Here is a 17,116-nt window from a genome sequence, read left to right as displayed (position 1 = left end):
GGCTTCGTTATGGTTTTGCGCTGGCCAGTCAGTCATCCTAACGTAGAATGATCGCGGGCTTCAAAGCTTTTTGATGTGCTGCGTTGCCGCGGAAGGCAGCGTGGAAGCGCGATGGATTTGTGACGAATTTCGTGGAGTGGAACGCTGCGTCGCGTCAGGCCGCGATGACGTCGTCGTCCTTCTTCAGGCAGTCGGCAAAACCGCTCAGCGCGCTGGTTTGATGGCCCGCGCGGCGGTGGATGAACAGTGTCTCGACGCGCGCGTGCGCCGGGCTCAGAGAGTGGATCGCGATGCTGCCGTTCATCGCGCTACGCTCGACGACCGCGCGCGGCAGCAACGTTACGCCCATGTCGGCGGCGACGCAGCCGATCATGCCGTCGAGCGTGCCGAGCTCGAAGCGCGCGGCCGACGGCCAGCCGAACTCGACGAACACTTGTTCGAGCCGCTGGCGGTAGGTGCAGCCGGTGCGGAAAACCAGCGCTGTCGGCCCGGACTCCGGCGTTCCTGCGCGCAGCTCGGCCATCGAGGCCCAGCGCCGTGCGCTGACCAGCACCAGCTCCTCGCGGAAGGCGCTCGTCGCGACGAGATCGGCATGCGTGATGGGACCCGCGACGAAGGCGCCGTCGAGCGAGCCTTCGAGCACGCCGGTGACGAGGTCGGCCGTCGGCGCGGTACGCAAGGAAAGGCGCACGGCGGGGAAGCGGCGGTGGAAGTCGGCGAGCAGCGGCGGCAGGCGCACGGCCGCCGTCGTCTCCATCGATCCAATCGCAAGCGGTCCTTTCGGCGCGCCATCGTCACGTGCGGCGAGCAAGGCTTCACGCGACAGCGCCGCCATTCTTTGTGCGTAGGGGAGAAGGCGCTTGCCGGCGCCGGTCAGCGTCATGCCGCGGCTGTGGCGCTCGAACAGCGCCGTGCCGATCTCCGCCTCCAGCGCCTTCACGCGCTGGGTGACGTTCGACTGCACCGTGTTGAGCTCTTCGGCGGCGCGGGTGATGCCGCCCGTGCGGGCGACGGCGGCGAAGGTCTGGAGATCGCTGAGTTCCATGGCGTCGTTCCGCTTTCGAGATGGCAGCGTTCGCAACAATTCATTTCTGGAGAATGCTAGTCGCGCCTAGTCTCGCTGTCCAGATCGGGGAGAAGCCATGCCGATGACGACGTCGCTGACCACGCTGCTGGAGATCGCGCATCCGATCTTGCTGGCGCCGATGGATGTCGTCGCCGGCAGCCGCCTGGTCGCGGCTGTGAGCCGCGCCGGCGGGTTCGGCATTCTCGGCGGCGGCTATGGCGAGCGAGCGTGGCTGGAGCAGGAGACTGCGAAGCTCGCCGAACTGCGTGCGCCGTTCGGCATCGGCTTCATCACGTGGAGCCTCGCCATGCGGCCCGAGCTTCTCGACATTGCGCTCGGCGTGAAGCCATCGGCGATCATGCTGTCGTTCGGCGATCCCGCGCCGTTTGCACCCAAGATCAAGTCCGCCGGCGCACGCCTGATCTGCCAGGTGCAGGACGAGGCCATGGCGCGGCAGGCGCTCGATGCCGGCGCCGATATCCTGGTCGCGCAGGGGACGGAGGCGGGTGGTCATGGCGCCTCGCGCACCACCGTCGATCTCGTACCGGCGATCGTCGATCTCATTGCGGGTCGTGCTCCCGTGGTGGCGGCCGGCGGCATCGCCGACGGGCGCGGGCTTGCCGCCATGATGATGCTGGGCGCAAGCGGCGTGCTGCTCGGCACGCGCTTCTATGCGAGTCGGGAGGCCGACGGCGCGGAGGAAGCGAAGCGGCGCATCTGTACGGCGAACAGCGGCTCCACGGTGCGTGGTATCATCTTCGATCTCTCCCGAAACAATGTCTGGCCGGCACCGTTCACGGGACGGTGTCTGGTCAACGACCATGCCCGGCGCTGGATCGGGCGCGAGGTCGAACTGATGCAGAATGTTGCCGCAGTCGCGGCGGACTATGCGGCGGCAAAAGCGGCGGGCAATTTCGACGTCGCGGCCGTGATCGCGGGCGAGGCGGTCGGGCTGATTCATGATATTCCACCGGCGGCGGAGATCGTCGAGCGGATTGTCGTGGAGGCGGAGCAGTTGCTGGAAGGGCGGCGGAATTCTGTGATAGCGGCGTAGACTTTTTACCCTCCCCTGGAGGGGGAGGGTCGATCGCGCGAAGCGCGAGCGGGGTGGGGTGACAGTCTCTCCATTGAGGCGGTGCCCGTGTGGAGAGATCACCCCACCCCGCTTCGCATTTCGCTTCGCTGCATGCGAACCGACCCTCCCCCTCCAGGGGAGGGTAAGAAAGAACGCGAGAGAACAACCATGTGGCCTGACCGTCGACTGATCGATCTGTTCAAGACCGAATTTCCGATCGTGCTGGCGCCGATGGCCGGCGTGATGGATGCGGAGCTGGTGATTGCGGCCGCGCAAGGCGGCGCGCTGGGCTCGCTGCCTTGCGCGATGATCTCGGCCGAGAAAGCGCGCGAGCAGGTCGGTCTTATCCGTCAGCGCGTGAAGGCGCCGGTCAACATCAACTTCTTCTGCCACACGCCGGTCGAGCTCACGGCGGAGGCTGACGGACGCTGGAAGCAGCGGCTCGCGGGCTATTACTCCGAGCATGGTCTCGATCCGGCAGCGCCGATCGCCGCGGCCAACCGCGCGCCGTTCGATGCGGCCTTCTGCGAAGTTGTCGAAGAGCTGAAGCCGGAGGTCGTCAGCTTCCATTTCGGCCTGCCGGAGCAGGCGCTGCTCGGGCGGGTCAAGGCGGCCGGCTGCCTCGTCATCGCGTCCGCCACGACCGTGAAGGAAGCGGTCTGGCTGGAAGAGCGCGGCGTCGACGCCGTGATCGCGCAGGGCGCCGAGGCGGGCGGTCATCGCGGCATGTTCCTGACCGACAGGATCGCGGAACAGCCCGGCACTTTCGCGCTGGTGCCGCAGGTTGCCGATGCCGTGAAGGTGCCGGTGATCGCGGCGGGCGGCATCGCCGACGGGCGCGGCATCGCCGCGGCCTTCGCGCTCGGCGCATCCGGCGTGCAGATCGGCAGCGCTTATCTGCGCTGTCCGGAATCCAGGGTCAGCGCGGGCGGCCGCAAGGCGCTCGCTGAAGCGCGGGACGATTCCACCGTCATCACCAATGTCATGACTGGCCGTCCGGCGCGCGGCGTCCAAAACCGCCTGATGCGCGAGGCCGGCCCGGTCTCGCCGGATGCGCCGCCTTTTCCCCATGCCGCGACCGCGCTGGGGCCGCTGAAGGCCGCCGCCGAAAAGCAGGGCAGGGTGGATTTCACCAATCTCTGGGCGGGACAGGCCGTTGCGCTGGGCCGCGAGGTCCCCGCCGCCGAGTTGACCCGGGATCTCGCCAAATCGGCCTTGGCTCGCCTGAAAGCGCTGGCCGGATAAGCCTCCAGGTTCTTGTTTGCGCATGATCTTTTCGGAAAACCGCTTCACACTTTTCCGGATCATGCGCTAGCGCCGGTTGCGGCGCAAAACCGGCCTCTGCTATACGGCACATGGGTTTTGCCGTGAGAGGCCTTATATAATGTCCGTCGACGCCGCTACCGTCCGCCGCATCGCGCATCTGGCGCGCATTGCGGTTTCCGAGGACGAAGTTCCGCATCTGCAGGGCGAGCTCAACGCCATGCTCGCTTTCGTCGAGCAGCTCTCGGAGGTCAATGTCGAGGGCGTGGAGCCGATGACCTCGGTCACCCCGATGCAGATGAAGAAGCGGCAGGACGTGGTCAATGACGGCGAGATCGCCGACGATATCGTTGCCAACGCGCCCGCGACCGAAGGTCACTTCTTCCTGGTGCCCAAGGTCGTCGAATAGAATGGCGTTTTCGAGCGAAGCGGAAGCGGTTCGCGCGAAGACAACGCGTCAAATCAAAGAGTCTTAGGACGTGGTCCGATGTGTCTGCTTTGCGACGATGAAAAGGCCTATCAGGCCTACATGAATTACCTCGACAAGATGGAGCGGCAGGGCAAGGCTGCCGACCCCAATGTCGCCGTCAATGCCGTGCTCGACGAGATCGAGGCCGCTGCGAAAGCCGCCGCCAAAAAAGACGACCCGGCCAACGACAAGACCCTGTCTCCGTTCTTCTGCAGCCCGATCAATAAATGACCGATTTGACATCGCTGACGCTCGCCGAGGCCCGCAAGGGTCTCGCCGACAAGACTTTCACGTCGCTCGAGCTGACCGACGCGCATCTGAGCGCGATCGAGGCCGCGCGCGTGCTCAATGCCTTCGTGATGGAGACTCCCGACCAGGCGCGCGCGATGGCGCGCGAGGCGGACGGCAAGATCGCCAAGGGCGATGCGGGCCCGCTCGCGGGTATTCCGCTCGGCATCAAGGACCTGTTCGCGACCAAGGGCGTGCGCACCACGGCGTGCTCGAAGATCCTCGGCAATTTCGTGCCGACCTATGAGTCCACCGTCACCTCACAGCTGTGGCGCGACGGCGCGGTGATGCTCGGCAAGCTCAACAATGACGAGTTCGCGATGGGCTCGTCGAACGAGACCTCCTGCTTCGGGCCCGTCGGCAATCCCTGGCGGCGCGACGGCAGCAACACCACTCTGGTACCGGGCGGCTCGTCCGGCGGCTCGGCCTCGGCCGTGGCGGCGCTGCTGTGCATGGGCGCGACCGCGACCGACACCGGCGGCTCGATCCGCCAGCCGGCGGCGTTCACCGCCACCGTCGGCATCAAGCCGACCTATGGCCGCTGCTCGCGCTGGGGCATCGTCGCCTTTGCCTCCTCGCTCGACCAGGCCGGTCCGATCGCACGCAGCGTCCGCGATGCCGCGATGCTGCTGCGCTCGATGGCCGGTCATGACCCCAAGGACACGACCTCGGTCGACCTTCCCGTGCCGGACTACGAGGCTGCGATCGGCAAGTCCGTGAAGGGCATGAAGATCGGCATCCCCAGGGAGTATCGGCTCGACGGCATGCCGGCCGAGATCGAGAAGCTGTGGCAAGCGGGCGCGGATTGGCTCAGGAGCGCCGGCGCCGAGCTCGTCGAGGTCTCGCTGCCGCACACCAAATATGCGCTGCCGGCCTATTACATCGTGGCGCCGGCGGAGGCCTCCTCCAATCTCGCGCGCTATGACGGCGTGCGCTACGGCCTGCGCGAGCAGGCCAAGAACATCATCGAGCTCTACGAGAACACCCGCGCGTCGGGCTTTGGCGCCGAGGTGAAGCGCCGCGTCATGATCGGCACCTATGTGCTCTCGGCCGGCTATTACGACGCCTATTATCTGCGCGCGCAAAAGGTGCGGACGCTGATCAAGAAGGATTTCGAGGATTGCTTCGCGAGGGGCGTTGACGCGATCCTCACCCCCGCGACGCCGTCGGCGGCCTTCGGTATCGGAGAGAAGGGCGGTGCCGATCCCGTCGAAATGTATCTCAACGACATTTTCACGGTCACCGTGAACATGGCGGGCCTTCCGGGCATCGCCGTGCCCGCCGGCAAGGACGCGCAGGGCCTGCCGCTCGGCCTGCAATTGATCGGACGGCCCTTCGACGAGGAGACGCTGTTCTCGCTCGGCGAGGTGATCGAGCAGGCCGCTGGCCGCTTCACGCCCGCGAGGTGGTGGTGAATGTCGCCGCGTTCATCGCGAGCCTCGACAGCGCGGCGCCCGCGCCGGATTTGAACGCGCCGCTCGCCGGTCTCTGGTGGGCCGCGAAGGGGGACTGGGACCGCGCGCACAAGATCGTTCAGGACGACAACGGCCGTGACGCCGCCTGGGTGCACGCTTACTTGCACCGCGTCGAAGGCGATCTCGGCAATGCCGGCTACTGGTACCGCCAGGCCGGTCAGCCGGCCGCAAAGGATTCATTACAGGCGGAGTGGGAGCGGATTGCTGCCACGCTGCTCGGGAGCAGGACATGAGCACGGCCACGCACAAGCTTCTCAAGGGCGCCACGGGTGACTGGGAGATGGTCATCGGCATGGAGATCCACGCCCAGGTGACCTCGAACTCGAAGCTGTTCTCCGGCGCCTCGACGGCATTCGGCGGCGAGCCGAACACGCATGTGTCGCTGGTCGATGCGGCGATGCCGGGCATGTTGCCCGTGATCAACGAGGAATGCGTCAGGCAGGCTGTCCGGACTGGGCTCGGTCTCAACGCCAAGATCAATCTGCGTTCGGTCTTCGACCGGAAAAACTATTTCTATCCGGACTCGCCGCAGGGCTACCAGATCAGCCAGTACAAGTCGCCGGTGGTCGGCGAAGGCGAGGTGCTGGTCGAGCTCGACGGCGGCCGCAGCGTCACCATCGGCATCGAGCGGCTGCATCTGGAGCAGGACGCCGGCAAGTTGCTGCACGACCGGTCGCCGACCATGTCCAATGTCGATCTCAACCGCTGCGGCGTGGCGCTGATGGAGATCGTGTCAAAACCGGACATCCGCGACGCCGAGCAGGCCAAGGCGTATGTCACCAAGCTGCGCTCGATCCTGCGCTATCTCGGCACCTGCGATGGCGACATGGAGAAGGGCTCCTTGCGCGCCGACGTCAACGTCTCGGTGCGCAAGCCGGGTGGGCCGCTCGGCACCCGCTGTGAGATCAAGAACATGAACTCGATCACCTTCATCGGCCAGGCGATCGAGTACGAGGCACGGCGGCAGATCGAAATTCTCGAGGACGGCGGCCAGATCGACCAGGAAACGCGGCTCTATGATCCCAACAAGGGCGAGACGCGGTCGATGCGGTCCAAGGAAGAGGCGCATGACTACCGCTACTTCCCCGATCCCGACCTCTTGCCGCTGGAATTCAGCCAGGAATTCGTCGACGCGCTGAAGGCGAAGCTGCCGGAGCTGCCGGATCAGAAGAAGACGCGCTTCGTCGCCGACTTCGGCCTGTCGGCTTACGACGCGAGCGTGCTGGTCGCCGAGCGCGAGAGCGCGGTGTTCTACGAGACGGTGCTCGACAAGCTTGCCAATCGCGCCCGCGACGGCAAGATGGCGGCGAACTGGGTGATCAACGAGCTGTTCGGCCGTCTCAACAAGGAAGGCCGGGATGTTACGGGCTCTCCGGTCAATGCGGAGCAGCTGGCGGCGATCATCGACCTGATCGGCGAGGGCACGATCTCCGGCAAGATCGCCAAGGATCTGTTCGAGATCGTCTGGCAGGAAGGCGGCGATCCCCGCGCGCTGGTGGAAAGCCGCGGCATGAAGCAGGTGACGGATCTTTCGGCGATCGAGAAGGTGGTCGACGACATCATCGCGGCCAATCCCGACAAGGCCGCGCAGGTCAAGGACAAGCCGCAGTCGCTCGGCTGGTTCGTCGGCCAGGTGATGAAGGCGTCCGGCGGCAAGGCCAACCCGCAGAGCGTCAACGATCTGCTCAAGTCCAAGCTCGGCTTTTAGCCTCACGCGTTCGAACGAGGTGACGGACACGCTTCGTCACCTCGCTTTCCGTTCTCGCTGCGACGTTCGCGCGCATCTTCGGCAGCAAACTTCATCCCGATCGACAGTGCCGCGGCGACCGAATCGCCGTCACGCGATTCGCGCAAAACGGCGGCTTGCACACGCTCAGACGAGCGTTCGCGCCGTTAAGCATGAAAATATTTTCATTGCCAAAATTCGCGACTCAGAGTCCGCAAAGCGCCCTTGCGAGGTGATCGGAGGAATGGCGATGCGCATCGTCGCGTCGATCGCGCGCGATACGCGCGTGCAGAAAAATACTTGCTGCATAGTGTTTTTCTGCAATCGCATCAGTCGCGAACGTCGACGATGCGCCTGTTCTCCGTGATCGCAGGTGCACGTCGTGCGGTGCACTTGCGTCGCGCCCGCCAAGCGCACGCGCGTTGCGCCGTCAACACTTCTTTAAGCGAGACGCTGTTTTTTTCTTCGTGTTGGTGTATTCGGGATGAAGTGCATTCGATCCCCGAGTGCACGCAGCGATTAAAGCCATCTCACACATCGGAGGGCAACATGGCCAAGAAAGCGAAGAAGGCGAAGGCGAAGAAGGCGAAGAGCGCAGTGAAGAAGACTGCGAAGAAGACCCGCAAGGTCGCGAAGAAGAAGAAGTAACTTCGCTTCTGAAGTTGCCGGCTTCAGTTAGCCGGCACGTCATCAGCGCCTCCTAGAGGGTTCTGGTCGACGATAGAGGGTGTCGGCGAGACATCAGGTCAACGGTCGGACCGTTCTCTTTCGCGGTCCGGCAGAAGAAACGAGTTTTCTTCGTTCGGTGCGGTTCTCCGGAAGGAGCTCCGCAATTTCACGAGAGGCCTTCGGGCCGAAGTGGAATCTGGTCCTGACGTGTTCGCCGACGCCCTCGTTCTCATGAGGCCGGGGTATTGCCGGCATTCCTTTCCCCCCGACATCGCTGATCTGACTGCGACGTGGCCGCGCTGCCTTGGTGCAGGCGAGGGCTGTGCGCGTTTGGCTGCCTGCTGCAGTCCGCGCGTGGTTCCACGTGCGCGGTGTCATCGCCCGGCCTCGACCGGGCCGATCCAGTGCGCACGCAGCTTCTCCGCGGATCACTGCTGCCTCTTGGACAGGTCAGTCGCCTGTCGCCGTCGCTGAAGCTTCGGCGACCCGAGACCGCGTGCCCCGGCGAAGCCTTAGCGTAGCCGGGTCGCGGGTGACGACGGAGGGTGGGGCGGCGCATGAGACGCGCCACCGCGCGCGATGGTTATCGATGTCCCAAGATCTCAGGGTAAACCGAATCTGACGAATTGCAGAAGTGCCTGCAAATCAGGGACTTTTTGAATTTCCCGTACGCGCCTCGCGCGCTCGCGTTTACGTCTGCTTCATCGCGATACTTAAACTGCCATTCAAATTTGCCCGCCATCATCGCCTCCAACAAGCCGGCAAACGGCATGGGGAAGAGTTGAACAGCTATTTGGACGGGAGCCGCGCTCGGTGGAGCAGGACGGCATAAGAATAAAGGGGATGCGTGATGTTTCAGGGTACTTTCGATCTGGAGACGGCAACGCCGATCGACGCGAGCGCGCTGTCGGACGTGCTGTTCGAGCGCGGGATCTATTGGGCGAGCGGCCGCTCCGGGATCGTCGATCTCGTCGCCGCGCACAAATGGTTCAACCTTGCGGCGTTGAAGGGCCGCAAGGACGCGGTGGCGCTGCGCCAGGAAGTCGCCGGGCAGATGTCGGATGCCGAGATCTCCATCGCCCAGCGCGAGGCGAGGGCCTGGGTCTCCGCGCACTGAGATGAGAACCGCTGCCGACCCGTGTTTGCACGGGTGGGTCCGGTTGCGCTGAATCAAGTTTGCTCGTCGTGCCGCCGCATAAAACCGCATGGCATGGGCGACCAAAACACGAATGGACGATGGCTTCCGATCCAGATCGCTCCCGACGAGTGCGACCTGGAACTCGGACGTCTTCACAAGACGGGAATTCAGCCCTGGTCCTTTCCGTGCCGGCGCAAGGGCGGCGTCTGGTTCAATGTCTGGGCCGGCGAGGCTGTGCTGATATCGCCCTCGCATTGGCGGATATGGCGATCCGGTGTCTAGGTGTGCGCTCACATATATAAGGAGCACGCGATCGGGCTGAGCTCCCCATGGCTTGTCCGTGCGCCAGGCTCTGCACCGGCTTCACGATCGCTTTCAGGTGAAAGAACGCAGTGATTGATTCTGCTGCTGGGTGGCGGAGAGGGAGGGATTCGAACCCTCGATACAGCTTGAGACCGTATGACGCTTTAGCAAAGCGTTGCCTTCAGCCACTCGGCCACCTCTCCGGTGCGAGCCTTATGCCTCTAATTACTCGGGCCGGTCAATTTGGAAGCGTGTGTTTTCGCTCGAATATTCCCAGTGATTTTCGACACAAGGCGGCCTGTCATCGGGCCAGAGTGTGGCGCTGCGCGAGCGGACGCGAAGCCTGAACCTAAGGCACGCTGCGCAAGGGAGTTCCGCGCATAGAAGCGTCCTTGCTCATGTCAGAAGCCGATTTGCTAGGAAATTCAACGGCTCGCGAGAAGGGGCTACAGAAACTTGGCAACCTGCGCCTCGGCTAGCCGAGCTGCCGGCCCGACTCCAGAATCCCGCCTTCATAAAGAGTGTTTGCCGCACACCCCAAGTGTAGCAGTGGCCCTGCTTGCATCAGACTGTCTGATACCGCGGAGGCGGTTGATACCCCTCATTGAGTCTCGTTTCTGATTCCACGATTCGAGCCCCTCAAAGCCCCTTCCAGGCCGATGTCTCGGCTGGGCGCCTCATGTGGGGAACTTTGATGGCAAATGGAACCGTCGAAAAAACGTCAATGTAAACAATGTGTTGCGAGGGCGTTACGATCACATCTACGTGTTATTTGTGCAACACCCGTTGGAAAACACGCTTCATCGGTCCGTTTCGGAGCGTTCTCTTGTTGTGTGTGCAAGGGCGTTCGGTAATTGTGGCTGAGCGACGGAGGGGGGCATCCCGAGGTCGTCCCGTTTAGGTCTTTCGCTTAAGTCCCTCGCGTTCATGCGGGTGTGTCCGAAGGCGCGAAGGGGCCAAAAGCGGTGATTTAGAGGGGGTTTGGGAATTGGCCGTCCGGTCAGTGACCTTCCCTGAAGAGCAACTTGGAGGTTTAACATGAAGTTGGTTAAGAGCCTTTTGCTCGGCTCAGCGGCGGGTCTGATCGCCGTGGGCGGAGCGCAGGCAGCCGATCTCCCCGTGAAGGCCAAGGCGGTCGAATACGTGAAGATCTGCTCCCTGTACGGAGCCGGATTCTACTACATCCCGGGCACCGACACCTGCATCAAGCTGGGTGGTTATCTGCGCGCTGAAGTCGCGCTGAACACCAACAGCGTGTATAGCGGCCAGTTCAGCGGTACCGGCGGGGCGCACAACCGTCTCAGCAACTACTACACGATGCGCGCTCGTCAAGATCTCAACATCGACACGCGCACCGCGACCGAATACGGCGTCGTCCGCACCTTCTTCGATGCGACGTTCTCCTGGACCACTGGTAACTACTCCGGCAGCGGCTCCGCCACGGGTGCTACGACCTACTCCGGGGCTGCCCCGGTCGGCAACCCGTCTGACGGCGGCACTTCGGGCGGTTCGCTCGGTGTGTACTACGCCTTCATCCAGTTCGCCGGCTTCACGATGGGTAAGGCCGTGTCGCAGTTCGACGCGCCCTGGACCAACTATCCCGGCAACAACTTCGACGGTCTCGTCGGTGGCAGCGGCACGGTCACTGGTGTCAACCAGTTCACCTACACCGCTGACTTCGGTCAGGGCATCACGGCGTCGTTCTCGGCGGAAGATGCGACTGCCTATTATCAGGCAGGCAATCTGAACCTGACGGGCGCCACGGTTGCTGGCATCGCTGGCGGTTCGTACGGCTCCAACGCCATCGGCGGCTCGCGTTCGCCGAACCTCGTCGGTATGGTCCGCGTTGACCAGGCCTGGGGTCTGTTCCAGGCGTCGGTTGCTGCGCATGACAACCATGTCGCCTATTACGGCGCGACCGAGACCACTGGCCACCCCGACGACAAGTGGGGTTGGGCGGTTCAGCTCGCTCTGTCGATCAAGAACATCCCGACCGGCGCGGGTGACACGATCAACATTTCGGGCGTCTACACCGATGGTGCAACCCGCTACAACTTCCAGAACCTGGCGGGTAGCTCGTACTCCATGTTTGGCGGCACGGGCGTCGCCGGCGCTTATCAGAGCATCGGTTTCGCCAATGCTCCGGACACGGTGTTCGTGACCGGCGGCTCGCAGGAAAGCGTCAAGACCTGGGGCTTCCGTGGCGCTTACACCCACAACTGGGATCCCTACTGGAACACGGCGCTCTATGGTGCCTATGCATCGGCCCAGTTTGGTTCGCTGGCCAAGAACGCCATCTGCGGCGGCGGCGGTTTCGTCGGTGTCATGGCAGTGGCCGGTGTCACCAGCTGTAATCCGGACTTCAATATCGGCCAGGTCGGTGTCATCACCCGCTGGACTCCTGTGAAGAATCTGACCTTCTCGGCAGATTTCAACTGGACCCGTCTGGATCAGAAGTATGCCGGCACTGCCGTCATCACTCCGGCTGCTGCTGTCGCCAAGCCGACCGCAGTGTATGAGCTCAAGGATCAGGACTCGTTCACCCTGCTCCTCCGCGCTCAGCGCAACTGGTAAGTTCCGGTCTAACGACCTGACAGAGAACCCCGGCGGGCAACTGCCGGGGTTTTTCTTTTGCCCCGGCCGTGCCGGTTCTCGCTTCGCGCGTTTGGGACGAGCTGGTGCGCCGCTCTCCGTTGATTTCGTCGTTCCTCGTTGCGACCTGATGGAAGAAGTCACTGTGGACGGGAGCGCGCTGCAAGCGGTCTCCGACAGAGGCGCGCAGCGAAGGCCTGCCGTGGGCTCCGCCGAGCCGCACAGCGCCCCCACGATCCGGCCCCCGCAAGCAGGAGCGATCACGCCTTCATCTTCCAGCCGCGGCACCGGTGAACGTGCCGACCAGGCCGCAACCGTCGCAGCGCTCACGGCGCGCGTCGAAAGGGCTCGCTGAGGATCGTGGCCGGCGCCCAATATGCCTCGGCGACTCAGGTCCTGACGAGGGCGGCGCTCGCCCCCATGCCCGGCAGCGAATCGGAACGGGGCAGCGTCATTCCACGCTTCCGGCGCCGCGACGCAGATCGGCTTCGATCTGCAAGCGCGTGCCGCCGCCGAAGCGGGCGCGATAGACCTGAAGGTTCTCCATGATCCGCTGCACGTAGTTGCGCGTCTCGGAGAACGGAATCAGCTCGACCCAGTCGACCGCGTCCACCTTCGGGTCGCGCGGATCGCCGTAACGCTCGACCCACTTCTTCACGCTGCCGCGGCCGGCATTGTAGGCGGCAAAGGTCATGATGTAGGAGCCGCGATAATCCTCGAGCAATCCGCCGAGCTCGGCCGAGCCGAGCGCGGCGTTGTAGACCGAATCGTTCTTCAGCCGCCCGAGGTCGTAGGTCGCGCCGTGGCGTTTGCAGACGTAGCGGGCGGCGTCCGGCGTCACCTGCATCAGTCCATAGGCCTGCGCCGGCGAAACCACGCGCGGATTGAACGCGCTCTCCTGTCGCGCGATCGCATAGACGATGCTGCGCTCGACGTCGGGGCCGATCGGCGTGAACTGCGGAATGCCGTTGACGGGATAGGCGTAGAAGTCGAATGGCAGGCCGCGGTTGAGGGCAGCCTTGCCGACCAGCAGCATGCCGCGCGCATCGCCGTAGCGCTGGGCGAGCTCGCCGAGGCCCGCAAGCGCTTCGGGATCGCCGTTCTCGCCCATGTCGGCGAGCATGGGCACCGCGAGCTCGCGCTCGTCGAGCTCGTAGAGCAGATGCGCAGCGCGCACGATCTCAAGCCGCTCGGCGCCGCGCCCGCGCGGCTGGCTGTTGAGCTCGATCTGCGGTAGGCCGAGTTTGGCCCGGGCGAGCTGGCCGTAATAGCTGGTCGACTGTTCGGCGGCGCGTGCATAGGCGTTGCGCGCCTCCTGCTGACGCCCCATCGCTTCGGCCGCACGGCCCTGCCAATAGCCGGCGCGCGCCAGCGCGGTCGGATTGACGCTGCCGACGCCGATGCGGGCAAAATGCTGGGTGGCGGTCGCGGGGTCGTTGAGGAATCGCAGCGCGATCCACCCGGCGGTGAACTCCTGCTCGGTCTTGTAGATGTCGCGCGAGGGCAGGGCGGCATCGCGCGCGATCAGATAGGCCGTGCGGAATTCCTCGGTGTCGATCATCTTGCGCGCCAGGAGGCGCCGCTCGATCCACCATTCGTCGAGATTGTGAAGGCGACCCGGATCCTTGGGCGCCGACAGCATCAGCTGGGCGGCTTCAGTGAACTTCTCCTCGCGGCGCAGGAGCTGGATCTTGCTGAAGATGTAGCCGGGGTCATTGTGCAGCTCACGCGGCACCGCGTCGAGCAGCGCCCGCGCGTTCGGCGCTTTCTTGACCGCAGCGATGCGGGCCTTGGCAAGTGCGACATAGCCGGCGCCGAGGCGCTTTGCGGCGCGGAGCGCCGCCTCGGTCTCGCTGCCGTAGAGGAGGGTGTCCATCCGCGCCTTCTGGTCCCCCGGCGTCAGCAGGGCACCGAACTGGTCGAGCGCGTTGTTTTCGGTGTCTTCCGACATCGGATCGCTGCGCCAGGCCTCGCGCACCAGCCGCTCGGCATTGGCGCGGTCGCCGCGCGCCAGCATCGCCTTGGCGAGCGTGAAGCGGCCCTTGGCGGAGATCGGAGACTCGTTCTCGAACCACGACCACGCGACCGAATCGTCGCGCCTGTCGTCCCACATCGCGGCCTCGAGGCGCCGGCGCAGGAAGGTCTGCGACGGCCAGGTCGGATTGGCGGAGATGAAGGCCCGATAGCGTTCCACGGTCGCGCCGTTGTCCTCGCTGCGCAGGATGATCCATTCGGCGAGCTTTCGCGCGACCGGATCGGAGATGCCGGCGGCGGCACTGGTGGCCTCGCCAGCCTTGCGCTTGCGTACGAGCTCGATGACGCTCTCGAGCGTGTCCTTGTCGGCCTGCGACGTTGACGATGTCGCCGCGACCGCGGCCGGGATGACAGGCTTGCGTGGCGCCGCATGCTGGCGGGTCGCAGGGGCCAGCACGGGAGCTGCGAGCGGTCTGGCGGCCGGGGCGGTGGGTCTGACGGTGGCCGTCACGGCCGGCGCGGGTGCGGTCCTTGCGGGCTTGGGCGGCGATCCGTTGCTCGCCGGGTGAGATTTCGGCGAGGAGACCGCTGCCGCGGGTTTCGGCTTGTCCTTCGCCGGTTCCTTGGCGGCAGCATCCTTGGCTGGCGTCTTCGCGGCTTCCTTGGCCGGGGTGCCACCCTTGCTCGCGCCCTTCGCTGCGTCCTTGCCGGCTCCCTTGACCGTGCCTTTGGCTGTTTCCTTCGCTGTTTCCTTGGAGCCCTGGTTCGAGCCCTTGCTCGAGTCCTTGGCCGGTCCCTTCGCGGAGTCCTTGGCCGCTGGCTTCGCGATATCCTTGCCTGTCTCCGCGGCCGTCTCGTTGGACTTGGCGAGGGCAGCGCAGCCCACCGACAGCCCTGCCATCAGGCACACGGCCAGACCGGTGGATCGCCATGCGGCACGAGCAAAGGAGGTCACGGCGTTTCGTCGCCCCGAATCAGTGAAGTGGCTCAAGAGCTAGCTGAATTTGATTGAATATGCGGAAAAATACCAACAGCCGCTTACCACGATCCGATTTGCACCATCACCGCGGCAAAATCGCGGCCTAAACGCTGCCTCGGACGGAAGCGGGCCTTTTACCGGCAGGATAGACCCGATATGAATGGGCTTGCTCAAGAGATAGCCGCGTACGGAGGAAGTCCATGGCAGCCAAGACAAAGTTCCGGGGGTCGTTCACCGCCTTGGTCACGCCGTTCAAGAACGGCTCGCTGGACGAGGCGGCGTTCCGCTCCCTGGTCAACTGGCAGATTTCGGAGGGGACCAATGGCTTGGTCCCGGTCGGCACCACCGGCGAGAGCCCGACACTGAGCCATGACGAGCACAAGAAGGTCGTCGAATGGTGCATCGCTGAAGCCAAGGGCCGCGTGCCGGTCATCGCGGGGGCCGGCTCCAACTCGACCAAGGAAGCGATCGAGCTCTCCCAGCACGCCGAAAAGGCAGGTGCGGACGCCGTGTTGATCGTCACGCCCTACTACAACAAGCCGACCCAGGAAGGGATGTACCAGCACTTCAAGGCGATCAACGACGCGATCGGCATTCCGATCATCATCTACAACATCCCGCCGCGCTCGGTGATCGACATGTCGGTCGACACCATGAAGCGGCTGTGGGAGCTGAAGAACATCGCCGGCGTCAAGGACGCCACCGCCAGCATGGTTCGCGTGTCGCAGCAGCGCGCGGCGATGGGCGAGGATTTCAACCAGCTTTCGGGCGAGGACGCCACCATCATAGGCTACATGGCCCACGGCGGCCATGGCTGCATCTCGGTGACCTCGAACGTCGCGCCGCGCCTGTGCTCGGAGTTCCACGCCGCCTGGCAGAAGGGCGACACCAAGGCGGCGCTCGCGATCCACGACAAGCTGATGCCGCTGCACAACAACCTCTTCATCGAGAGCAATCCGGCGCCGATCAAGTACGCGATGTCGCTGCTCGGCAAGCTGGACGAGACGCTGCGGCTGCCGATGGTGCCGGTCTCCGAACCGACCCGCGTTGCCGTGCGCAGCGCAATGGTGCACGCGGGTCTGATCAACTGAGGCGTTAGCTTTTCCGGGGGGCGTTCATGAGCGCGGTCGAGGAAAAGGGCAGGCGGATGCTCAAGGAGTTCCGCGAGTTCGCCATGAAAGGCAACGTCGTCGACCTCGCGGTCGGCGTCATCATCGGTGCGGCCTTCGGCGGCATCGTCAACTCGCTGGTCGGCGACGTGATCATGCCGATCATCGGTGCCGTCACCGGCGGCCTCGACTTCTCGAACTACTTTACCCCCTTGTCGGCGAAGGTCACGGCCACCAACTTAGCTGATGCGAAAAAGCAAGGCGCCGTGTTGGCTTGGGGCAGCTTTCTCACGCTGACGATCAACTTCATCATCATTGCCTTCGTGCTGTTCCTGGTGATCCGCGCCATAAACACGCTGAAGCGCAAGGAAGAGGCGGCGCCGGCCGCTCCCCCGAAGCCGTCGGCCGAGGTCGAGCTGCTGACCGAGATCCGCGATCTCCTCAAGAAGTGACGCGCGCGCTTCATCCGAACTGTTAGATTCCGCGCGCATCTCACAAGCAGGTTTGCCCGACATGGCCGATAAGAACGAACGTCCGATCAAGGTCATGGCGGAAAATCGCAAGGCCCGCTTCAACTACGCCATCGAGGACACGATCGAGGCGGGCATTGCGCTGACCGGCACCGAGGTCAAATCGATCCGCAGCGGCAAGAGCACGATTGCGGAATCCTACGCCGATTCCAAGAACGGCGAGATCTGGCTGATCAACGCCACCATTCCCGAATATCTCCAGGGCAACCGATTCAATCACGAGCCCAAGCGGCCGCGCAAACTGCTTCTCCACCGCCGGCAGATCAACAAGCTGATGGGCGCGGTCGACCGCGAGGGCATGACGCTGATCCCGCTCAAGCTCTATTTCAACGAGCGTGGTCGCGCCAAATTGCAGCTCGCGGTTGCAAAGGGCAAGAAGCTGCACGACAAGCGCGAGTCCGAGAAGAAGCGCGACTGGAGCCGGGAGAAGGGCCGGCTGATGCGGGCGAGGGGATGACGC

14 protein-coding genes and 1 tRNA gene are annotated in these 17,116 nt (G+C 64.2%); 12 read left to right on the top strand and 3 right to left on the bottom strand.

Annotated features, from left to right (window positions below):
• Nucleotides 1-154 precede the first annotated feature (154 nt).
• Nucleotides 155-1,045, bottom strand: a complete 891-nt coding sequence (locus ACM42_RS19370; RefSeq protein ID WP_271529430.1) for a LysR family transcriptional regulator — start codon at nt 1,043-1,045, stop codon at nt 155-157.
• Nucleotides 1,046-1,142: 97 nt separating this feature from the next.
• On the opposite strand from ACM42_RS19370, the gene ACM42_RS19365 reads away from it, so the two are divergent.
• The 8 genes from ACM42_RS19365 (at nt 1,143) to ACM42_RS19330 (ending at nt 9,148) form a co-directional block, all read left to right on the top strand.
• A complete protein-coding gene (locus tag ACM42_RS19365; protein ID WP_271529429.1) occupies nt 1,143-2,120 on the top strand; it encodes an NAD(P)H-dependent flavin oxidoreductase in 978 nt (325 codons plus the stop codon).
• A gap of 189 nt (nt 2,121-2,309) precedes the next feature.
• Nucleotides 2,310-3,386 carry an NAD(P)H-dependent flavin oxidoreductase gene (locus ACM42_RS19360; RefSeq protein ID WP_271529428.1) on the top strand — a complete coding sequence of 359 codons (1,077 nt, stop codon included), beginning with the start codon at nt 2,310-2,312 and terminating at the stop codon, nt 3,384-3,386.
• 139 nt (nt 3,387-3,525) lie between these two features.
• Nucleotides 3,526-3,813 (top strand): Asp-tRNA(Asn)/Glu-tRNA(Gln) amidotransferase subunit GatC, encoded by a 288-nt coding sequence (gene gatC, locus ACM42_RS19355; protein WP_008548395.1) that lies wholly within the window; start codon nt 3,526-3,528, stop codon nt 3,811-3,813.
• Nucleotides 3,814-3,891: 78 nt separating this feature from the next.
• Entirely contained in the window at nt 3,892-4,104 is a 213-nt protein-coding gene (locus ACM42_RS19350; protein ID WP_027547180.1) for a hypothetical protein, read from the top strand.
• A complete protein-coding gene (gene gatA / locus ACM42_RS19345) occupies nt 4,101-5,576 on the top strand; it encodes an Asp-tRNA(Asn)/Glu-tRNA(Gln) amidotransferase subunit GatA (protein WP_271529426.1) in 1,476 nt (491 codons plus the stop codon). Before ACM42_RS19350 ends, gatA begins: the two co-directional genes overlap by 4 nt.
• Nucleotides 5,567-5,869: a hypothetical protein gene (locus tag ACM42_RS19340; RefSeq protein ID WP_271529425.1), complete on the top strand. Its 303-nt coding sequence runs from the start codon at nt 5,567-5,569 to the stop codon at nt 5,867-5,869. The genes gatA and ACM42_RS19340 overlap by 10 nt, the downstream gene beginning before the upstream one ends.
• On the top strand, nt 5,866-7,344 hold the full coding sequence (gatB, locus tag ACM42_RS19335) for an Asp-tRNA(Asn)/Glu-tRNA(Gln) amidotransferase subunit GatB (RefSeq protein ID WP_271529424.1): 1,479 nt from the start codon (nt 5,866-5,868) through the stop codon (nt 7,342-7,344). The genes ACM42_RS19340 and gatB overlap by 4 nt, the downstream gene beginning before the upstream one ends.
• Before the next feature lie 1,537 nt (nt 7,345-8,881).
• Nucleotides 8,882-9,148, top strand: coding sequence for a hypothetical protein (locus ACM42_RS19330; RefSeq protein ID WP_061877321.1), 267 nt, complete (start codon nt 8,882-8,884; stop codon nt 9,146-9,148).
• A gap of 434 nt (nt 9,149-9,582) precedes the next feature.
• Here the strand turns inward: ACM42_RS19330 and ACM42_RS19325 are convergent.
• A tRNA-Ser gene (locus tag ACM42_RS19325) sits at nt 9,583-9,675 on the bottom strand.
• Between the two features lie 835 nt (nt 9,676-10,510).
• On the opposite strand from ACM42_RS19325, the gene ACM42_RS19320 reads away from it, so the two are divergent.
• On the top strand, nt 10,511-12,046 hold the full coding sequence (locus ACM42_RS19320) for a porin (RefSeq protein WP_271529423.1): 1,536 nt from the start codon (nt 10,511-10,513) through the stop codon (nt 12,044-12,046).
• Nucleotides 12,047-12,515: 469 nt separating this feature from the next.
• On the opposite strand, the gene ACM42_RS19315 is transcribed toward ACM42_RS19320, so the two are convergent.
• Nucleotides 12,516-14,939: a transglycosylase SLT domain-containing protein gene (locus tag ACM42_RS19315; RefSeq protein WP_271529573.1), complete on the bottom strand. Its 2,424-nt coding sequence runs from the start codon at nt 14,937-14,939 to the stop codon at nt 12,516-12,518.
• Nucleotides 14,940-15,217: 278 nt separating this feature from the next.
• Between ACM42_RS19315 and dapA the strand changes: the two genes are divergently transcribed.
• The 3 genes from dapA to smpB all read left to right on the top strand — a co-directional run bounded on the left by dapA (nt 15,218) and on the right by smpB (nt 17,113).
• Nucleotides 15,218-16,108, top strand: a complete 891-nt coding sequence (gene dapA, locus ACM42_RS19310; protein ID WP_028179703.1) for a 4-hydroxy-tetrahydrodipicolinate synthase — start codon at nt 15,218-15,220, stop codon at nt 16,106-16,108.
• Between the two features lie 56 nt (nt 16,109-16,164).
• Nucleotides 16,165-16,578 carry a large conductance mechanosensitive channel protein MscL gene (mscL, locus tag ACM42_RS19305; protein ID WP_061877353.1) on the top strand — a complete coding sequence of 138 codons (414 nt, stop codon included), beginning with the start codon at nt 16,165-16,167 and terminating at the stop codon, nt 16,576-16,578.
• Nucleotides 16,579-16,639: 61 nt separating this feature from the next.
• Nucleotides 16,640-17,113 carry an SsrA-binding protein SmpB gene (gene smpB / locus ACM42_RS19300; RefSeq protein ID WP_271529422.1) on the top strand — a complete coding sequence of 158 codons (474 nt, stop codon included), beginning with the start codon at nt 16,640-16,642 and terminating at the stop codon, nt 17,111-17,113.
• Nucleotides 17,114-17,116 lie beyond the last annotated feature (3 nt).

It is taken from the genome of Bradyrhizobium sp. CCBAU 25338, assembly GCF_028128965.1.
Lineage (GTDB): Bacteria > Pseudomonadota > Alphaproteobacteria > Rhizobiales > Xanthobacteraceae > Bradyrhizobium > Bradyrhizobium liaoningense.
This window is presented reverse-complemented; position numbering and strand designations above follow the sequence as displayed.